Source organism: Sphingobium fuliginis, assembly GCF_004152845.1.
GTDB classification, from domain to species: Bacteria; Pseudomonadota; Alphaproteobacteria; order Sphingomonadales; family Sphingomonadaceae; genus Sphingobium; species Sphingobium fuliginis.
Genome location: NZ_SEON01000006.1, coordinates 116,454 through 136,069, shown reverse-complemented (window position 1 = coordinate 136,069; position 19,616 = coordinate 116,454). Strand labels below are relative to the sequence as shown.

The window sequence follows — 19,616 nt, the reverse complement described above, 5'->3', positions numbered from 1 at the left end:
CCGGCAAGGCAGATGCCTGCTTTCCCTCGGGTAGCGCTGACTATGCCGATTACAGGGGATCTTCGTTCATGACCGATACTGCAGGGCAGGGATTGAGCCGTCGCGACTTCGCGGCATTGGCTATGGGGGGCGTCGCCCTGGCCCAGACGGGAGCCTCCGCGCAGGACGCGGCGCCCGCCGCCAGGGCGCCGCTGGAGCCGACCCGGCTGGTGAGCGCCGGCGAAACGCTGCGGCCGGAGATCGTCGGCAATTTCGGCATCGTCGCCGCCGGGCGTCATTATGCGGTGGCGGCGGGGACGCGCATATTGATGGCGGGCGGCAATGCGACGGACGCGGGCGTCGCGGCGGTGTTCGCGGCCGCCGTGACGGAGATTTCGCATTTCGGCTTCGGCGGCGAAGCGCCGACCATCATCTATGACGCGAAGGCGAAGAAGGTTTCGCTGGTGAACGGGCAGGGCGTCGCGCCCATGCTCGCCACGCCGGACAGGTTCGCCAGGGCGGGCGTCATTCCCGGCAACGGTCCCAATGGCGGCACCGTCCCCGCCATGGTCGACGCCATGGCCCTCGCGCTGCAACTCAACGGCACGATGACGCTCGATCAGGTGCTGCAACCCGCCATCGAACTGGCGGACGGTTTCGTCATGTATAATTTCCTGGCCGAAGTCTTCGCCAGCCAGAAGAAGGCGACGTCCAAGTGGAAGGACGCCTATGACACCTATTATCCGGGTGGAGCCTTGCCGAAAGTGGGCGAAATCTTCCGCCAGCCCAATCTGGCGAAGACCATTCGCATCATCGCGGAAGCGGACCGGGCAGCCTATAAGAAGACGAAGAACCGCAAGGCCGCGATCCAGGCCGGGCGCGACGCCTTCTACAAGGGCGACATCGCCCGGCGGATCGGCGCTGCGATGGAGCGCGACGGCGGACTGATGCGCTATGAAGACCTCGCCGCCTATAAGGGCAAGGTCGAAACCCCGACGATGACCAGCGTCTTCGGCTATGAAGTCTATAAGGGCGGCTTCTGGAGCCAGGGCCCGGCCATGCTGATGGCGCTCAACATTGCGGAGGCGGCGGGCATCGCGTCGATGGAGCCGGGGTCCGCGCCCTATCTCCACACCGTCGCGGAATCGATCAAGCTCGCCTTCGACGACCGCAACGCCTATTTCGGGGACCCGGATTTCGCGACCGTGCCGATGAAGGGCCTCTTGTCCAAGGCCTATGCCGCAGAGCGCGCGAAGCAGATCGGGCCGAAGGCTTCGCTGGAGCATCGCTATGGTGACCCCTGGGCGTTCGAGGGCAAGGCTCGGACAACGCCCGCCTTTACGCCGCATATGCTGAAGGCCCCGCCGCGCCCGACCGCCGACACCACCGCCATCGAAGTGGTCGACAAGGACGGCAATCTGTTCAGCGCCACGCCCAGTTCGGGCTGGTTGCTGGGCGGCGCCTATATTGCGGGCGATACCGGCGTGCCGATGAGCAACCGGCTCACCGTCTTCGATCTCGATCCGGAAAGCCCCAATGTGCTGGTGCCGGGCAAACGGCCGCGCACGACGCTCTCCCCCTCCATGGTGCTGAAGGACGGCGCGCCTTATCTGGCCATCGGCACGCCCGGCGGCGACAATCAGGACCAGCAGATCATGAACGTGCTGCTGCGCGTGCTGGCCTTCGACCAGCCGCTCCAGGCCGCCATCGAGGCGCCGCGCATCAACAGCAACCATTTCCACGCCTCCTTCGCGATCAAGAAGGATGAACCGGGCGTGCTGGAGATCGAGAATCGCGTGCCGCAATCGGTGCGCGATGATCTGGCCGCGCGCGGGCACAAGCTCGACGTGCTGGGGCCTTTCGCCGTCTCCACCGGGATCGTTGCGGCGGGCGTCGTGCCCGGCAGCGGCACCTTGCGCGGCGGGGCGGACGTGCGCCGCGAACGCTATGTCTTTGGTTGGTAAGAGGGCGCGTACATGAAGTCTCCGCTGAAGCTGTTTTCCCTCGCCCTGCTGTCGGCCTGCGCCGTGCAGGCCTATGCCCAGCCCGCCAATCTGCCCCCGCCGGGTGGGGAAAAGCCCATCGCCTTCGACGTGCATGAGGGCACCTCCATGGCCGTGTCCGTCTCGCCGGACGGCAAATGGCTGGCGGTCGATCTTCAGGGAAGCCTCTGGATCATCCCCGCCAGGGGCGGCAAGGCGAAGCGCATCACCGACTATTTCAACGATGCGCGCCAGCCGGTCTGGTCGCCCGACGGATCGCGCCTCGCCTATTTCGCCTATCGCGACGGCGGCTACGATCTCTGGACGATCAAGCCCGACGGCAGCGACATGCGCAAGCTGACGCTGGGCGCGTGGGATGATCGCGAACCGGCCTGGTCGCCCGATGGGAAGACCATCGCCTTCTCCTCCGACCGCAGCGGCAATTACGACATCTGGACGCTGGACGTCGCCAGCGGGGCGGTGAAGCAGATCAGCAGCAGTCCGCGCGAGGACCGGATGCCGAGCTGGTCGCCCGACGGCGCGAGGATCGCCTATGCCGGGATCGACGGCAGCAGGACGGCGCTCTACGCAACGACGCTGGCGGACGGCAGGGAAAGCCTGCTCAAGCAGGCCGAGGGCAGGGTGGATGCGCCCTCCTTCGGCCCCGGCGGCGAACTGGCGTATGTGGTGCAGGACGCGAAGGGCAGCCATCTGGAAGTGGACGGGAAGGCCGTCAGCGCAACCGAGAATGTCTTTCCCTTCCGCATAAGCTGGGGGAAGGGCGGCTATTATTACGTCTCGGACGGCAAGATCAGGCACCGGAGCGGCGGACGCCTCTCCACCGTCGATTTCGCCGCCACGCTGGAGGTGGTGAAGCCCAGCTATGCGCGGGCGAAGCGCGACTGGGATTCCACCGCGCCGCGCAAGGCGCTGGGCATCGTCCATCCTACCATCTCGCCCGATGGCAGCCGCATCGCCTTCGTGGCGCTGGGCGATCTCTACCTTATGTCCTCCAAGGGCGGCGTGCCGGAGAACCTCACCAAGGACGCCGCGTTGGACGCCGATCCCGCCTGGTCGCCTGACGGGCAGAGCATCGTCTATACCTCCGACAAGGGCGGCGGCTTGCCGCAACTGTGGATACGCGATCTCAGGACCGGCAAGGACCGCCAGCTCACCGACATGGATACCCAGCCGCTTGGCGCGGCCTGGTCGCATGACGGCGGCCGCATCGCCTTCCTCGATGTCGACGGGCGTTGGGGCGTCGCGGGCGTCTGCGTCGTCGACGTGGCGAGCGGCAAGGTGACGCGGCTTCAGGCCTCGCTCGGCCAGCCGGGCAGCCCCACCTGGTCGGCGGACGGCAAATATGTCGCCATCGCGCTCTCCTATAAATATTCCAACAGCTTCCGTGAGGGCACCAACCAGGTCTACGTCATCCCCGCCGATGGCAAGGGCGAGCCCTTCTGGCAGGTGCCGCAGGACAATGCCGGAACCGACACGCGGGGCGGCGGCGGTCCCGCCTGGTCGCCCGACGGCACGAAGATGGCAGCGATCTACGAAGGCCTGCTGAAGATCTGGCCCGTCGCCGCCGACGGCAAGCCGATGGGCCCGCCGCGCAGCTACACCTCCGAAATCTCCTATTTCCCGACCTGGACCGCCGACAGCCGCACCATCCTCTACCAGTCGTCGGACAAGCTGAAGGCGATCGATACCGAAACCGGCGTGATCCGGGAGATTCCGGTCGACCTCAGCTACCGCCTCGCCAATCCGACCGGGCGGATGGTAATCCACGTCAGCAATCTGGTCGACTCCGTCCGCGACGAGACCCAGCATGACAAGGACATCGTGATCGAGGGCAACCGCATCGCCGCGATCCGCGATCATGATCCGGCGCTGCATCAGGCGGACCGTTTCGTCGACGGCACCGGCCTCACCGCCATTCCCGGCCTGATCGAGCATCACGCTCATCTGCAAAAGGATTTCGGCTCCAATCTGGAACGCGCATGGCTCGCCTATGGCATCACCACCGTGCGCGATCCGGGCAACCAGGTCTATGACGCGATAGAGGATCGGGAGGCAGCCGAAGCGGGCGTGCGCATCAGCCCGCGCCTCTATGTCAACGGGCCGCTGTTCGAATGGCAGCGCGTCTATTACAAGATGGGCGTCGCCGTTTCCGGCCCGGCTCATCTGGAGCGGGAGCTGGAGCGCGCCCGCATCCTCAAATACGACATATTGAAAAGCTATGTCCGCATGCCCGACATCTACCAGCGGCGCATCGTGGAGGCGGCGCACCAGATGGGCGTGCCGGTCACCGGCCATGAAATCTTCCCCGCCGCCTATACAGGGGTCGACGCGACCGAGCATCTGGGCGCGACCAGCCGCCGCGGCTATTCGCCCAAGCAGGGGCCGATGGGCATGGCCTATGAAGATGTGATCCAGCTTTTCGGCAGGAGCGGCCGCACGCTGACACCCACCAATTTCGGCGCCCTGACCAATTATCTGGAGAAGAACCCGTCCTATCGCGACGATCCGCGCATCAACCTCTATCCGATCTGGGCGCGCAAGACGGTGACGGAAAGCGATCCGATGGCGGCGCTGTTGCGGCCGATGATGGCGGGCAGCCTGACCAGCCTGAAGAAGATGTTCGATGCCGGCACGCTGGTCGCGGCGGGCACCGACACGATGATCGCGACCAACCTGCATGCGGAGCTTTCCTCCTATGTGGATGCGGGGCTGACGCCCTTCCAGGCCTTGCAGACGGCGACGGTCAATTCGGCCAAGTCGCTCAACCTGGACGCAGGGACGCTGGAGGCTGGCAAGCTGGCGGACATTACCCTCCTCGCGGGCGATCCGCGGGAGAATATCGCGAACACTTTCAATGTGAGGAAGGTGATCGCCAACGGAAAATATTATGACGTCGCGGAACTTGTTTCCGGCGGGCAATGATACCGCAACATAGGCATGGCGGATTTTCCTTCCCGCCTCGTTCATCGGGATACAGGCATCAGCAATATGGGAATGGGGGCGTTCATGGCAAATCCGTCGGCGTTCAGGCTTTCTCTTGTCGGCATCGTGGCCGCCGCTTCCTTGTCATCGACGGCCCATGCCGCGCCGGTGGAGCATAAACAGGCCCCCGGCGCGATGATCGCCAGCGCCGCCGTGGTCCCGCCCGGCAGCACGCTCTATTTCCTCTCCGGCGCGACCGGCGCGCCCATCGACCCCAAGGATACGGAAAGCCCCGGCGCCTTTGGCGATACCGAGGCGCAGGCAATGTCGATCTTCACCAGGATGAAGGCGCAGCTTGCGGAAATGGGTCTCACCATGGGCGATGTGGTCAAGCTGACCGTCTTCCTGGTGGGAGACCCCAAGCTGGGCGGTAAGATGGACCGCGACGGCATGACGCGGGCCTATAAGAAATTCTTCGGTACCGCCGATCAGCCCAACCTGCCGACGCGCTCGGCCTTCCAGATCGCAGGTCTCGCCCGGCCGCAGCAATTGATCGAGATCGAGGCGATCGCTGCCAGGGGCAACTGAACTTCCGCCGCCGCGCACAGGGGGTATTATGGAGAATAGCATGCAGCCGAGCCGCCGCCAGCTTCTGGGCCTGATCGGCAAGGCGGGTGGCGCGGCGGCCATGTACCAGGCGATGACCGCGCTGGGCCATGCCGCCGAAACCCAGTTCGACGGTCCCCCCGTCCTCTCCGGCGCGAAGCCGGGCGCGTCGGTCGTCGTGCTGGGCGCGGGCCTGGCCGGCATGGTCGCCGCCTATGAACTGGAAAAGGCGGGCTATCAGGTCAAAGTCCTGGAGTTTCAGGACCGTCCGGGCGGCCGCAACTATACGTTGCGCGGCGGCGACACCTTCACCGAAAGCGACGGCACCGTGCAGAAGGTGCAGTTCGCGCCGGGCAACTACATCAATCCCGGCCCCTGGCGCATCCCGCATCATCATAATTGCCTGCTGCATTATTGCCGGCAGTTCGGCGTGGCGCTGGAGCCGTTCATCCAGCTCAACCATAATGGCTTCATCCATTCCAGCGAAGCCTTTGACGGCAAGCCGCAGCGCTACAAGGCGGTGGCGACCGACTTCCGGGGCCACACCTCGGAACTGCTGGCCAAGGCCGCGAACGCCAAGGCGCTGGACGGCAGCGTGAGCGCGGAGGACAAGGAGAAGCTGCTGGAGGCGCTGCGCCATTGGGGCGTGCTCGACGACAATATGGCCTATACCAGCAGCGTGGCCGTCTCCGCCCAGCGGGGCTATGACCGCCCGCCCGGCGGCGGCGTCGGCGGCGCGCCGTCGCCCTCGCAGATCGCGAAGCTGGGCGACGTGCTCGACCCGCAGGTCTGGACGGCGATGAGCTTCTATTTCAACTATGTGATGCAGACGACGATGTTCCAGCCGGTGGGCGGCATGGACATGATCGGCAAGGCCTTCGCCAAGCAGGTCGGCAAGCTCATCACCTATAATGCCAAGGTCACGAAGGTCGCCCAGAACGGCAAGGGGGTGACCGTCAGCTACAGGGACGTGCCGAGCGGCAGGATGAACAGCGTCAGCGCCGACTGGTGCGTGTGCACCATCCCGCTGTCGATCATCAGCCAGGTCGAGATGCAGGTGGGCCCGAAACTGGCGGCGGCGATGAAGGCGGTGCCCTATGCCGGCCAGCTCAAGATGGGTCTGGAATTCAAGCGCCGCTTCTGGGAGGAGGACGACAATATCTATGGCGGTCACAGCTTCACCGACCAGCCGATCGCCCAGCTATCCTATCCCAACGACCGTTTCTTCTCCAGCGGGCCGGCGGTGCTGCTGGGCGCCTTCGCCCGCGATGCGGGGGCGTTCGAACTGACCGGCATGACGCCGCAGGAACGGATAGAGGCGGCGCTGGCGCAGGGCGAAATCTTCCATCCGCAATATCGCAAGGAATTCCTGAACGGCGTTTCCGTGCCCTGGAGCCGCGTGCCCTGGATATTGGGATGCACCTCGCGCTGGAGCGAGGAGAACCGGGAGGCGCATTACCAAAATCTGGTCGCCATTGACGGGCGCGTGGTGCTGGCGGGCGAACATGCCAGCTATTATGGTGGCTGGATGGAAGGATCGCTGCTCTCCGGCCTCGACGCGATCACGCGCATCCACCAGCGGACGCAGGCGGCATGAGCCCGCGCCGCGCCCTGATCCTCGTCCCGCCGCTATTGGCCCTTCTCGCCGCGCCGGGCCATGCCGACACGCCCGGCGGCGTGCAGGCGAAGAACAAGGCGGTGGATGGGGAGAAGGTCTACAGGCAGATCTGCGCCGCCTGCCACATGCCCAATGCCATGGGCAGCGGCGGCGGCGCCATTCCGGCTCTGGCGAAGAACAGGAAGCTGGCCGATCCCGCCTATCCGGTCACCATCGTGACGAAGGGCAAGGGGGCCATGCCGCCGATGAGCGACATGCTCTCGCCAGCGCAGGTGGCGGCGGTCATCACCTATGTGCGGACCCATTTCGGCAACGCCTATCCCCAACCCGTCACGGAAGCGGACGTAAAACGCATCGCCAGGCCCGGCCGAAGCGCGGAGTGACAGGAAAGGCTGTTCCTTCCCGCGCACCGCGAAAACCCTTAGCAATTTCCCCTTAATTGATTCCCTTCCTCGCCTCACATCTAATCAGTTTGGATGAAGTGAAGGGGAAGCCATGCAAGTCGCTGTCCAGTCGAAGCCGCAGGTGAATACCCAATGCCGTCCGCTTGTCGTCGATCTGGACGGCACGCTGATCAAGGGGGACTTGCTGGTCGAATGCCTGATCTCGGCCTTCAACGACAGACCCCGCACCATCCTCTCGTCCTTTCTGCGCACGCGATGGAACAAGGCGGCGATCAAGGCGGAACTGGCGGACAGCCCCGATTTCGATCCCCATTACCTGCCCTATGACGATCAGGTGCTCTCCCTGATCCGCGCGGCGCGGGCGGAGGGAAGGCCGACCTACCTCGCCTCGGCGGCCGACGCCCGGCTGGTGTCGCAGATCGCGGATCATCTCTGCCTGTTCGACGGCTGGTTCGCGTCCGACGGGACGACCAACCTGTCGGGCAGGGCCAAGCGGGACCGGCTGGTCGCGGAATTCGGGGAGGGCGGCTTCGACTATATCGGCAATGCCATGGTCGACGTCCCGGTCTGGGAGCATGCCGCGCAAGGCTATGCCGTGCGCGCGCCCACTGCCGCCTTCCGCCATATGCAGCGCAGGGGCCGCCCGCTCAAGGCCCTGGCGGAGGAAGGGGCCAGCCCCGGGCTCTGGCTGCGTCAGTTGCGCGTCCACCAATATGTGAAGAATGCGCTGGTCTTCGTGCCGCCGCTGATCGGCAATGAGATCACCCGGCTGGCCCTGCTGCAAAGCCTCTGCGCCTTCGTCGCCTTCTCCCTGATCGCGTCGTCCATCTATATCGTCAACGACATCGTCGACCTGCATGCCGACCGGCGGCACCCCAGCAAGCGCGGCCGTCCGCTCGCCAGCGGGCAGTTGCCGATCGGGGCGTCGCTGATCGTGTCGGGCCTGCTGCTGACTCTCGGCCTGCTGACGGGGGCGATGGTGTCGCTGCCGCTGCTGGGCGTGCTGTTCGGCTATTTCGCGCTTACCAGCGCCTACAGCTTCGTGCTCAAGCGGAAATTCCTGATCGATGTCCTGGCGCTATCCCTGCTCTACGCTGTGCGGGTGATCGGCGGCAGCGCGGCGACGGGGATCGTCATGTCCGACTGGCTGCTCGCCTTCGCGGTCATGTTCTTCACCAGCCTGGCGCTGATCAAGCGCTACACCGAACTCGCCAAGCGCAAGGACGCCGATCTGGGCGACGCCAGCAACCGCAATTACAAGGTCAGCGACATGACCATGGTGATGTCGATGGCGGTGGCTTCCGCTTATGTCTCGATCACCGTGCTGGCGCTTTATTTCACCTCGCCGGCCGTCAACGGCTCCTATCGCCATCCCGACCTGTTGTGGATCATCTGCCCGATCATGCTCTATTGGGTGGGGCGGATGCTGATGCTGGCGCATCGCCGCCTGATCCACGACGATCCGGTCGTCTTCGCCCTGCGCGACCGCATGAGTTCGGGCATGGTCTGCCTGGTCCTGCTCATCATGTTCGCGGCGCACTGATCCCATCCCCGGAGGAAAACCTTGCCTGCCCAAGCCCTGGCTGAACATCGCGCGGCCGCCGGCCTGCTGTGGCCGCTTCTGGTCCTGACCTGCGTGCTGCTGTCCTCCGGATCGCAGGTGCTGATGAAGATCGGCATGAACGGCGTCCCGGTGCAGAATGCGCTGGCGCGCGGATCGGCGATCGAGATCGCGACCACCATCGCGACCACCCCGCTGGTGATCGTCGGCATGGCGATGTTCGGCCTCAGCGCCGGGGCGTGGCTGATGGTCCTGTCCCGCATGAACCTGTCGCAGGCCTATCCCTGCGTCGCGCTCGGCATCGTGGTCACCGCCATTTGCGGCTTCTGGCTGTTGGGGGAGGCGATTTCGCCGGCGCGTCTCGGGGGCATCGGGCTGATCGTGGCGGGCGTGCTCGTGACGGGGCTGAGCTGAGATGGCCGCGACCGCCCTTGGCGCGCCCGCCCGCCGCATCTGGCCGATCGGCGTCGGCCGCGTCGACCTGGTGCTGGTCATCCTGCTCAGCATGACGGCCATGGCGATCTGCCTGTTCAACGGCAAGGCGCTGTCGCCGCAGGTCTATGACACGTTCAACATCTATTTCCAGGCCGATCCGCCCCGCGTCATCTCCAACATGACGGAGCGCTGGAGCCCGTACCAGAACCGCACCGTCGCCCATCCGCTCTTTTCCATAACCGCATTGTCATCGGTCAAGGCGCTGGCCTTGCTGGGCCTGCCGCCGATGCAGGCGATCGGCCTGCTGCTGATGCTCGCCGCCGCGGCCAGCGCGGGGGGCTTCCATGTGGCGATGCGGCTGATGGGCCTTGCCCCCGCGGCGGCGGCCGGCTTCACCCTCGCATTGCTCGCCAGCGCCGGTTTCCTCCACTGGTATGCCTTTATCGAAACCTATGCATTCAGCGCGACCGGCATCGTGCTGATGCTGATCTTCACCTGTTCGATGCGGAGCCTGCCCCGCTCCGGCTGGATCGTCGCTTCGGCGGCAAGCGTCGCGATGCTGATCACCAATTGGGGCCTGGGGCTGGCGGCCGCTTTCTTCCGCCTGCCGTTCCGCCAGTTCCTGCTGGTCAGCGGGGGCGCCTTCCTGCTGGTGTCGGCGGTCTCCGCGGTCCAGATGAAGCTGTTGCACCGCGCCGCCTTCTGGCTCGACCCGCGCATCATCGTCAAGGAAAAGACCTATGCCGGACCGAAGATGCACGCCGCCGGCATGGCATGGCACCCGTCCATCAGCGCGCGCAACGCCCTGCTGATGCCGGGCGTCGTGCCATCGCCGCAGCGGGCCGACATGCAGACGGAGATCGGCTCCTCGACGGTCGTGACCAACCAGTTCGCGCCGCTCGGCCAGTGGGGCGTCGCGGGCGGCATCGCCGCCGCCGCCTGGCTGGTGCTGCTGGCCGGAGGCGTCGCGGGAACGCTGGCCGACCGGCAGAGGCGGCCCATCGGCCTGGCGCTGGGTCTCTTCCTGGCTTCGAAGATCCTCTTCCACAGCGTCTATGGGGAAATCACCTTCCTCTACGCGGCGGACATCGCGGTTGCCGCGCTGGCTTTCGCGGCGCTGGGATGGTTCTCCCCCTATCGCAAGGCAGTCGTCGGCGCGCTGATCCTCTTCATCGCCGTCGGTTCCATCCATAATGAGCGGCAGTTTCTGACCGCGGCGAAGCTTTCCAACCAGATTGCCCTGGACAAGCAGCATGGCCGCGCATCCGGCATCTGAGTCAGATGCTGAACCGCTTCGGCAAGGACTGCCGCATGCCTTCGTCGCTATAGAGCCACATCCGGCCCAGACTTCCCGCCCGGTCGTGAAGGACCAGCGATCCGAACAGGGAGAACAGCATCAGGAAGGGCGTGACCCATAGAAAGGCATGATCCCCCAGCGGCAGGACGGACAGCGGCATGGACAGCGCGGCGATGACCAGCCCATGGCCGAGGTAGATGCTGAGCGTTCGCCGCCCGAAGAAGATCAGCGGCCCCTTCAGCCACGAAATCCGGCTGAGCAACAGGGCGACGCCGACTGCCGCCATCAGGCCCGCCATGGACAGGCCGATCTGCGCGCCGGGATGGCGCGTCAGCATCAAAAGGGCCGCAAAGCCTGCCGTTCCGCCGACGATCAGCGTCGCGGCATGGCGCGGCGCCCGCTCCGCCAGCGCCCGGCCATACCATGCCCCGCCGATGAAGAACGGCGCATAGAGCAGGCCGTTGCGCCACGGATAATGGGGCAGTTCCGCCACCGGCCCGGCCGACAGGGCGCAAAGCAGGAAGATCGCCGACAGATGGACGGGACTTCGGAAGCGGGCAATCGCCTTGGCAAGGACCAGATAGATCGCCATCAGCCACAGGAACCATTGTCCGCTGGGCGGGATGATCCACATATAGATGAGCTGCCATTTGGAAAGGCCCAGCGGCTTCAGCCCGTCGGTCGGGTCGAAATAGCGGAAGAACAGCCAGTAGATCACGGTCCACAGGCTGTAGAGCCAGACGAGATTGGCCACCCGGCCGGTCAGCAGCCGGCCCCAGGACCGGCTGAGCGCCCCGGCGGCGAACAGCCCCGCTATGGCGAAGAACAGCGGCATGCGGACCGGCTTCGCCAACGCATCGAGCGTGGAAAAGACCGCCCAGCCATGGCCGATGGAAGCACCCGTCAGCGCGGCATGATGGAAGACGACCAGCAGGATCGACAGGCCCTTGGCCACGTCCAGCCAGTCTATGCGTCCCTCATCCTCCTTCACCGACCCGTGCGCGACCCTGTTTTCCTTGCGCATCTGGCTTTATCCTTATCGTCTCACCTTCGAACCTCCGCCCGGCTGAGATCGGGCAATAGGATGACCTTGGGCTGCCGGTCGAACAGCCTTGCAAGCAGGCGGCGCAAACAATGGTTGGCCGGCCCTTCGACGAAGCGATGGGACAGCGCCGCGATGCCGACCGCCAGCAGCAGCGATGCCACGGCGCGCGGCGCCGGCGGCATCGGCAAATATCCCGCCAGATAGAAAGCGGGCATGTGCAGCAGATAGAGCGAGAAGCTCCACGCCCCCAGCCGCCGCATCGCGCCATTGCCCCACAGCCAGTCGTTCAGCCGATGGTCGATGGTCGCGCTGTGGATGACGCAGGCGCAGAGCAGGACCTTCGCCAGATCGCCATAATAGCCGATATGCTTGGGGTCGCCGCGTGTCGACGGGAAGAGGAAGGGTTCGGCCCACGCCGGCGACAGCAGGATGGCGGCCAGGAAGGCCAGGGCGCTTCCCAGCACGAGCATGGCGAGCGGCGGGCGCGGCGGCGCCGCCTTCATCAGCAACGCCGTGCCGATCCCGGCGATGAAGATGTGCAGCTTTGCGAAGACCGAGAAGCCGGGCGCCCAACTGCTGATCGCATAGCTCAGGCAGATCGCGGTCGCCAGCGCCAGGAAGGCGACCGGCCTGTTCGGGCGGCTGCTGTGGAACGCCATCCAGATCAGCGGAAAGAGGAAATAGAACTGGAATTCCGGGCCGATGGACCAGAAGATCGGCTGCGCGCTGGTGAAGCTGAGCAACCGCAGGAGCTGCTGGCCGTCTATGCGATAGATGAACGCCGGATCGGCATAGCTGAAGAGGAAGAAGGACAGCAGCGACACCGCCAGATAAAGCGGCAGGATTCGTCCCGCCCGCGCCGCGCCATAGCGCAGCAGCGCCGCGACGTCGGGCTTCTGCCCCAGATAGAGATGGCCCATCAGGAAGCCGCTCAGCACGAAGAACAGCATCACGCCATAATCGCCCAGGCGGTGATTGACCCAGGGCGGCAGCCCGACATCGGGAAAATGCGACAGCATCACGATCAGCGCCGCAAAGCCGCGCAACCCGTCCAGCGCTGGAATATGCCGCCCGCTCATGCCGGGGGCGTGCTGTCCGCTGCCCTCCGCCCGCGTGCGAAGCAGAAGCCGTAGAGCGCCCACATCAACGCCGCCGTCTTGATCGAGAGCAGCGAATTGCTGATCGGCAGGCACAGGATGAGGAACAGCATGGTGCCATGTTTCGCCATGCGGTCGCCCGGTGCCCTGCCGAACCCGGTGAGCGACAGCGCCAGCCAGAGGCCGAGCGCGATGAGCACGGATTGGGACTGGATGAAATCGGCCCATCCCGCATCGTCCAGCCGCGCGAATTCGGGACTGACCCCCAGCAATGCGGCGGCATCCATCGTCCCCAGCGCATGCAGGCCGATGCCCAGCCGCCCGGCGAAATTGTCGCCATTGGGCATCAGCAGGCCGAACGCGTCCCCCAGCCAAAGCAGGCCCAGCATGACAGGCAGGTAGATCGCGCTCCAGCGGTCGGGCAGATAGCGGCAGAGCGGCAGATAGAGGCAGAAGAGCAGGATGACCGTCATCCCGAGCCGCCCGTCGCAGATCACCAGCAGCGCGAAGGTGGACGCCACCATGAAAGCCCGGCCCCAGCGCGACAGTTCGCGCCAGCAGGCCGCCGTGAAGATGGTGACGACGACCGCCCAGTTGCCGAGCGACACCGGCTCCAGGAACAGCGACGACCCGCGATGGAAACCGAAGCCGTTGAGCAACAGCCGCCCGCCCGGCCGTTCCGAACTCAGGAACAGCGATCCGCCCGCCCAGAAGGCGTCGGCGTCATATCCGCGCGTGTTCACATAATAATCGACCACGTTGAAGAAGGCGCCATATTGGTCCGGCCGCGCCAGTTCCCACATGCCCACCAGCAGGATGCACGCCTGCATGACGAGGACCGACCGGCGGAACAGGTCGGCGCGCAGCGCCGTGCCCAGCAGGATGAAGGCCGGGATCAGCAGCACGTCGCCCAATATCTTGGGATTGAACTGCGCCCGGATCGCGCTGGTCAGCAGCACGGCCATCACCAGCAGCGCGGCCAGCGTCCACCATCGCGCCGCCAGCGCGACCGGCTGGAACAGGCCCAGCAGCAATGCAGAGATGACGATGCCGCCCTGCATCACGGACACGATCGACCCGCTCATCGGCGCGACATGGCTGTTCACCCAGGCGAGGAACGGGTTGAACAGGACCGTCGCCGCCAGCAGCGCCATGGCCGCCACCGGCACGACCGCGCGCAGCATGTCCCCGGCGCCTTGCATCCGGACGTCTCTTTGCAGGACAAGCTCAGCCAAGGGCGACCTCCACCAGCCGGTCGGCCACATCGCCCCAATCCTGCGTCGGCGCTGGCCGCCGGCGCGTCTGGGCGGCTCTGGCGAAGGCCTGCACCATCCCATCGGCGTCGCCCGGCCGATAGCCGAAACGCAGCCCATGTTCGCCCACCGCGAAATCCGGGCAGATGGCGGGCAGGCCGATGGCGCCATATTGCATCAGCTTCAGGCTGGAATCCGCCAGATAGGCCGATGCTTCCGCCGGCAGATAGGCCGCGATCCCGACATCGGCATGCTGGATATAGGGCAGCGTCCGTTCGAAGGGCATCTCATCGTGCAGCACCACATTGGACGGAAAGGCGTGCCTGGGCGTTCCGATCATGTGGAAGGTGAAATGGGGAACCGCCTGCGCCAGCGTGCGGATCGCGCCCTCGTCGAACAGCATCGATCCGACCGCCACCGCATTATGCGGCCGGTCATAGGGGCTGACGGTCGGCCGGCGCAGGTTTCGCAGGTCGACGCCATGGGGAATGAAGATGCGCGGACAGTCGAAGCTGTCGAAATGCGGCAGCATGCTGCGGGCGACGACCACGACCATGTCGATGTCGCGCGCCTGCCTTTGCAGCGTCGTTTCGATGCATGGCGGCACGCCGGCGGTCGCCAGCAGGTCGGTCGCGCGATAGACGATCCGCGCATGCGGGGCGATGGCCCGCACCCGCCGGATCAGCGCGGGGGCGATGCCGGATTCGATCAGGATGAGGTCCGCCGTCGCCGCCGCCTCGTCCAGGGCGGGGCAGGCCATGCCGGCCCAGCGGTGGAACAGCCAGCCGGTCAGCGCATCGGGCACCGGCATCTTGACCGGATGCCAGCGGGTCCGCCACAGATAGGCGCGCAGGCCGTCCACCGTTTCCCAGCGGTTGGCGCGCGGGTCCAGCCCCGCCCGGCTGTCGCCGCGCAGCCGCGACAGCCAGCTGTAGCCGATGGACAGGAAGGCGACGTCATGACCCCGTTCGGCCAGTTTCTGGGCGATGAAATGCACGCTGGCGCGGCGCGCCGTGCGATAATCGTGGCGCGACAGGATGAGGATGCGGGCGTTGGTGACGCCATGGGGTGCGAGGGCGGCCGAAATGGGGATGTTCAATGGCGTCTCTCCCTGCGGCCGATGATTTCGTCGTAATAATCTTCCAGTTCCGCCATGTTGGACCGGATGTGGAAACTGTTGTTGACCCATTCCCGTCCTGCCCGGCCGAAGCTTTCGCACAGGTCCGCCGACAGCAGCAGCCGTTCCAGATGCGCGGCATAGCTGCCGGTGTCGCGCCGCTCCGCCAGCAGGCCGCTCTGCCCCGGCCGGATGGCTTCGCGCATCGGCCCGTCGTCGAAGGCGACCACCGCCATGCCCAGGGCCTGCGCCTCCATCAGCACGATGGGCAGCCCTTCGCTGTCGCCATTCGCGGCGCGGATGCTGGGCATGGCGAAGATCCTGTGCCGGGCCATGGCGGCGAACACCGCCTCTCGCGGCTGCGGGCCGGCAAATACCGGCTGGATGCCCAGTTTTCGTGCCTGATCCATCAGCGCCGGCTTCATCGGGCCGTCCCCGATGATGGTCAGCGGCTCCTCGCGCAGGCGGGGCGGCAGCTTCGCCCAGGCGTCGAGCAGGAAGTTGACGCCCTTCTTCTCGACCAGCCTGCCCACGAACAGCGCGCCCCGGCGCAGCGAGGGGGAATCCACCTGCGGCAATGCGGCGGGGTCGATGCCCAGGCGGATGACCCGCAGCTTGCCTTCGGGATAGCCGGCCTCCAGCAGGCACTGCCTGATCCAGTTCGACACGCAGATGATGCCGTCGACATAGCGCATCAGGACGGGCTTCAGCATCAGGTACCAGAGCCCCTCCGTGCGCCGCGCATGTTCGCGGGCGGTGACGGTCGCGTCATAGCCATGGGCCGTCACCACCAGCGGCATGCGCCGCCGCAGGGCAAGCGGCAGAATGCCCGCGCCATCCTGAAGGAAATGCGCGTGGATCAGGCCGGCGGAGCGTGAGGACAGTTGTCCGTCCAGATGGTCGTAATGTCCGGTCAGCCGACTGCTGATCCTTTTCCACTTTCCGGCGCCGGGTTCATGAAGCAGATGCAGTTGCTGTCCGTCCCGATAATGGCCGCCGACAATGTCGTCGGCCATGACGAAGGGGCGGTATCGGCGCAGCGACCGGATATGGTCCGCAATGAAGGTCTCCGACAAGGGCAGGAAACCGCGTCTGTAAATGGCGACCATCGGCATATTGTCTGTCCGCACTGGGAAGATCGGGTTCGGACCCTTGGGACATATCCTAGGGGTATTCCCTCAATTCGCTGCTGCTTGTGCGGCTGTTATATCCAAAGCCCACCCCTGTTTCGAGTAAGGCATAACACCTATGCAGCGGAACCTAACCCCTTGTGTCTCGGTGATAATTGCCGCCTATGATGCGCAGGATACGCTGGTTCGCGCGGTCAATTCGGCGCTGGCGCAGCAGGTGCCGGTCGAAGTGCTGATCATCGACGATGCGTCGAGCGACGACACGCTGCGGGTGGCGCGGGGCCTGACGCGCATGCACGACAATGTCCGCCTGATCGTCAGCGCGGAAAATGGCGGACCTTCGGTCGCGCGCAACAGGGGGCTGGCCGCGGCGCAGGGCGAGTGGATCGCGATACTCGACGCCGACGATGCGTTCCTGCCGGGGCGGCTGCAACGCATGACCGGGGTGGCGAGGCGGCATGAGGCCGATCTGGTGGCCGACAATCTGCTGTTCTTCGACTGGCAGGCACAGGCCGTGGCGGGCCGGGCGCTCAGGCTGGCGGACGATCATGTGCAGCAGGTCGGCGCGGCGGATTTCGTCGGCCAGTGCATGACCGGCCGTTCCCCCTTCGATTATGGCCAGCTAAAGCCGATCTTCCGCCGCCGTTTCCTCCATGCGCGCGGACTGCACTATCCGCCTCACCTCCGCCATGGCGAGGATTTCGCCTTCGTTCTGGACTGGCTGCTGGCCGGCGCGCGCTTCATGCTGATGGGGGAGGGGCTTTACCTCTTCACGCAGCGCATCGGTTCGATCTCCTCGGACAGTTCGGGCCAGTCGCGCACCATCCTCAACCTCCAGGCCATGCGGGACCATACGCTGGGCCTGCTCGCCCGCCCGCGCATCCGGGCGGACAGGGCATTGGCGGGGCTGTTGTCGAAACGGGCGGACGCGATCCGCGACCAGGCGATCTGGAACCGCGCCTATCCGCACCTGCGCGCCCGCCGGCCGGGGGCGCTGCTGATGGAAATGCTGCGCGACCGGCGCAGTTGGCCGATGCTGGCCCGTCATCTGGTCCGGCGGCACAGGGCGCGGATGCTTGCGCGTTAAGGCCCCCGCAGGCAATATTCAGCCTTCACGGCCCCCCGCAATGCCATCCAGCGCATAGCTCAACTGTTCGACCCTCTGCGCGAAAATCGCATCGCCGCTCAGGAAAGCGGGCGCGCCGACCAGCCGATGCAAAACCGTCGCCATGCGCTCCGTCCGCCGCCTGTCCCACCGCGTCATCGCGCCCCGCGCGGCACGCTGCGCCGGCAGGCGCCCCGGCAGCGCGCGCAGGTGATGCTTCACCTTGGGGCGCACCGATTGCCATAGCGCATTGCCCTCCCGCCGCATCATCCGCCGATAATGCGCCATGGCGCTATCCCTGTCCGGCCGCGGCAGGCGGAAATCCTGTCCGATGCAGCGCTGCACCTGCCCCTCATAATAGGCCCGCAGGCTGATCGAGGGCAGCGCCACCGGCTCATAGGGCAGGTCCAGCGACAGGGTCCAGTCCAGCCATTTGAAGCTGTTGATCCGCCGGGACGACGCAACGGGCACCCAGGGCACCCGCATCGTATCCGCGATGATCGCGGCATGCATGGAATCCGCGATCACCAGCCGCGCCGATCGGATGCGCTCTATCACCCGATGCGCGCATTGCCGGGGATCGACCAGTTCCACGCCCGCCAGCCCGCAGGCCCTTTCCCAGGGGCCTTCGTCCATCGCCTCATAATGGGGAATGAAGATCGTCCCGTGCCGTTCTTCCTCGGCCAGTGGCTTCAGCCGCGGCAGGGTCGACAGCAGCAGCGCACCGTCCGCGACCGCCCGTTCCGGCCGCCCGACCACCTGCGCCGTCAGCGGCCCGCGCAGCGCCGTCACCTTCCACCGCCCGCTGTCGAAATCGGCGGGCACGGGACGATAGCCGATGCCGCTGGAAAACACCCTGATCCGTTTCGCCTGCGGCATGTCGTTGCCGATGATCGTGCCGATGCCGCAGAACAGCTCGCCATCATCCTCGTCCGACCAGCGGCCCGGCGCGAGTTCTTCCCAGAGCCAGCCGTTCAGGTCGTCGCCGAAATTCCCCTGCGGCGCCCGGTAATAATAAAGCTTCACGCAGGCATCTCCCGCAGGGCCGCCGGGCGCAGCTTGCGGCGCAGGATTTCCGTCCAACAGCCGGGCAGGTCACGCCAGAGGTGCCGGTAGGCCCTTGCGATCATCGCCCGCTGGAGCCGGTCCATCAGGCCCAGATAAAGCCGCGGATGCATCAGGATCGCCGCCAGTTCCATCTGGAAGCTGCGTCGCCGCTGCTGCGTCAGCATCAGGCTTTGCGCATCGATGCCGTCGATCGCCCCCATCAGCTCGTTCGCCCGGATCATGGAAAGGATGCGCCGCAGGTTGCGCCCGCCCAGCCGCTCATGCGCGTCGCGATACAGGTTGATGCCTTCGCCGCGCAGGCTGTTGGCGGAAAGCGAGAAGCAGATGCCCCGCGCCCGATGCGCAATCCGCGCCCACATCAGCCAGTCTTCCCCGGCATAGCGCAGGCTCTCCTCGAACCGGAGCGATCCCACCGCCGACCTGCGCAGGATCACGGACGATGTCTGGCACAGATAGTCGCGCACCATCGACGATCCGCCGCTCGTCCCGACGAAGCGATAGGTGCCGCGCGTCCCGTCGAGCAGTTCGACCCCCTGCTGCGCGGGCAGCGCCTGGAAAAACGCCATGGCCGCGAACATGGTCGTCGGCGGCATGGCGCTGTCGCAGAAGTAGAAATCATGCGCCGTGCCCAAAGTGTCGATCCCCCAGGCCAGATGGTGCGTCGACCATTGATCGTCGGAATCCAGAAAGGCGATATAGCCGGAATCCGGCGATAGGGCGTCCAGGCCATGGTTGCGCGCCGCCGCCGGGCCGGCATTGGCCTGGCGAAGGATGCGCAGCCTGATCCAGTCGGGCAAGGCGAGATTATCGACATCCAGGTCGGCCGCGACCGGCGAACCGTCGTCGACGACGATCAGTTCGACTTCGGCGGGCCAGGGAAGATATTGGCAGGCGACCGACCGCACAGCTTCGCGCAGCAGCCCGCGCTTGCGCTGGAAGAACGGGATGACGACCGAAATGCGCTTCGGCATGGTCG

At 65.9% G+C, this 19,616-nt stretch carries 16 protein-coding genes; 9 read left to right on the top strand and 7 right to left on the bottom strand.

Annotation, left to right across the window (positions count from 1 at the left end; translation table 11 throughout):
* The first annotated feature begins 68 nt into the window (after window positions 1–68).
* The 8 genes from EWH10_RS15150 (at window position 69) to EWH10_RS15115 (ending at window position 10,804) form a co-directional block, all read left to right on the top strand.
* On the top strand, window positions 69–1,943 hold the full coding sequence (locus EWH10_RS15150) for a gamma-glutamyltransferase family protein (RefSeq protein ID WP_065847259.1): 1,875 nt from the start codon (window positions 69–71) through the stop codon (window positions 1,941–1,943).
* 12 nt (window positions 1,944–1,955) lie between these two features.
* Window positions 1,956–4,904: an amidohydrolase family protein gene (locus EWH10_RS15145; protein ID WP_065847256.1), complete on the top strand. Its 2,949-nt coding sequence runs from the start codon at window positions 1,956–1,958 to the stop codon at window positions 4,902–4,904.
* Between the two features lie 84 nt (window positions 4,905–4,988).
* Window positions 4,989–5,492, top strand: coding sequence for a RidA family protein (locus EWH10_RS15140; RefSeq protein ID WP_065847265.1), 504 nt, complete (start codon window positions 4,989–4,991; stop codon window positions 5,490–5,492).
* A gap of 28 nt (window positions 5,493–5,520) precedes the next feature.
* Window positions 5,521–7,107 carry a flavin monoamine oxidase family protein gene (locus tag EWH10_RS15135; protein WP_065847254.1) on the top strand — a complete coding sequence of 529 codons (1,587 nt, stop codon included), beginning with the start codon at window positions 5,521–5,523 and terminating at the stop codon, window positions 7,105–7,107.
* Window positions 7,104–7,511, top strand: a complete 408-nt coding sequence (locus tag EWH10_RS15130; RefSeq protein WP_025547696.1) for a c-type cytochrome — start codon at window positions 7,104–7,106, stop codon at window positions 7,509–7,511. The genes EWH10_RS15135 and EWH10_RS15130 overlap by 4 nt, the downstream gene beginning before the upstream one ends.
* 112 nt (window positions 7,512–7,623) lie before the next feature.
* Complete coding sequence (locus EWH10_RS15125) at window positions 7,624–9,075, top strand: UbiA family prenyltransferase (RefSeq protein ID WP_065847252.1); 1,452 nt, start codon at window positions 7,624–7,626, stop codon at window positions 9,073–9,075.
* A gap of 21 nt (window positions 9,076–9,096) precedes the next feature.
* Window positions 9,097–9,507 (top strand): DMT family transporter, encoded by a 411-nt coding sequence (locus EWH10_RS15120; RefSeq protein WP_025547692.1) that lies wholly within the window; start codon window positions 9,097–9,099, stop codon window positions 9,505–9,507.
* 1 nt (window position 9,508) lies between these two features.
* Window positions 9,509–10,804, top strand: a complete 1,296-nt coding sequence (locus tag EWH10_RS15115; RefSeq protein ID WP_065847250.1) for a hypothetical protein — start codon at window positions 9,509–9,511, stop codon at window positions 10,802–10,804.
* A gap of 1 nt (window position 10,805) precedes the next feature.
* Here the strand turns inward: EWH10_RS15115 and EWH10_RS15110 are convergent, their stop codons facing one another.
* From EWH10_RS15110 to EWH10_RS15090, 5 genes are read right to left on the bottom strand one after another with little or no spacing between them, the layout of a single operon-like run.
* Window positions 10,806–11,849 (bottom strand): acyltransferase family protein, encoded by a 1,044-nt coding sequence (locus EWH10_RS15110; RefSeq protein ID WP_025547690.1) that lies wholly within the window; start codon window positions 11,847–11,849, stop codon window positions 10,806–10,808.
* A gap of 20 nt (window positions 11,850–11,869) precedes the next feature.
* A complete protein-coding gene (locus EWH10_RS15105; RefSeq protein ID WP_065847248.1) occupies window positions 11,870–12,949 on the bottom strand; it encodes an acyltransferase family protein in 1,080 nt (359 codons plus the stop codon).
* Entirely contained in the window at window positions 12,946–14,169 is a 1,224-nt protein-coding gene (locus tag EWH10_RS15100) for a polysaccharide biosynthesis protein GumE (protein ID WP_065847246.1), read from the bottom strand. The genes EWH10_RS15105 and EWH10_RS15100 overlap by 4 nt, the downstream gene beginning before the upstream one ends.
* Window positions 14,170–14,194: 25 nt before the next feature.
* A complete protein-coding gene (locus tag EWH10_RS15095; protein ID WP_037481683.1) occupies window positions 14,195–15,319 on the bottom strand; it encodes a GumK N-terminal domain-containing glycosyltransferase in 1,125 nt (374 codons plus the stop codon).
* Window positions 15,316–16,452: a glycosyltransferase gene (locus tag EWH10_RS15090; protein ID WP_025547684.1), complete on the bottom strand. Its 1,137-nt coding sequence runs from the start codon at window positions 16,450–16,452 to the stop codon at window positions 15,316–15,318. The genes EWH10_RS15095 and EWH10_RS15090 overlap by 4 nt, the downstream gene beginning before the upstream one ends.
* Window positions 16,453–16,585: 133 nt before the next feature.
* Here EWH10_RS15090 and EWH10_RS15085 point away from each other — a divergent pair, with 133 nt between their 5' ends.
* On the top strand, window positions 16,586–17,554 hold the full coding sequence (locus EWH10_RS15085; protein WP_229742655.1) for a glycosyltransferase family 2 protein: 969 nt from the start codon (window positions 16,586–16,588) through the stop codon (window positions 17,552–17,554).
* A gap of 18 nt (window positions 17,555–17,572) precedes the next feature.
* On the opposite strand, the gene EWH10_RS15080 is transcribed toward EWH10_RS15085, so the two are convergent.
* Window positions 17,573–18,598, bottom strand: coding sequence for a polysaccharide pyruvyl transferase family protein (locus EWH10_RS15080; RefSeq protein ID WP_044661109.1), 1,026 nt, complete (start codon window positions 18,596–18,598; stop codon window positions 17,573–17,575).
* The gene (locus EWH10_RS15075) at window positions 18,595–19,611 is read right to left on the bottom strand and encodes a glycosyltransferase family A protein (protein ID WP_238320158.1); all 1,017 of its coding nucleotides are present in this window, start codon (window positions 19,609–19,611) and stop codon (window positions 18,595–18,597) included. The genes EWH10_RS15080 and EWH10_RS15075 overlap by 4 nt, the downstream gene beginning before the upstream one ends.
* Window positions 19,612–19,616 lie beyond the last annotated feature (5 nt).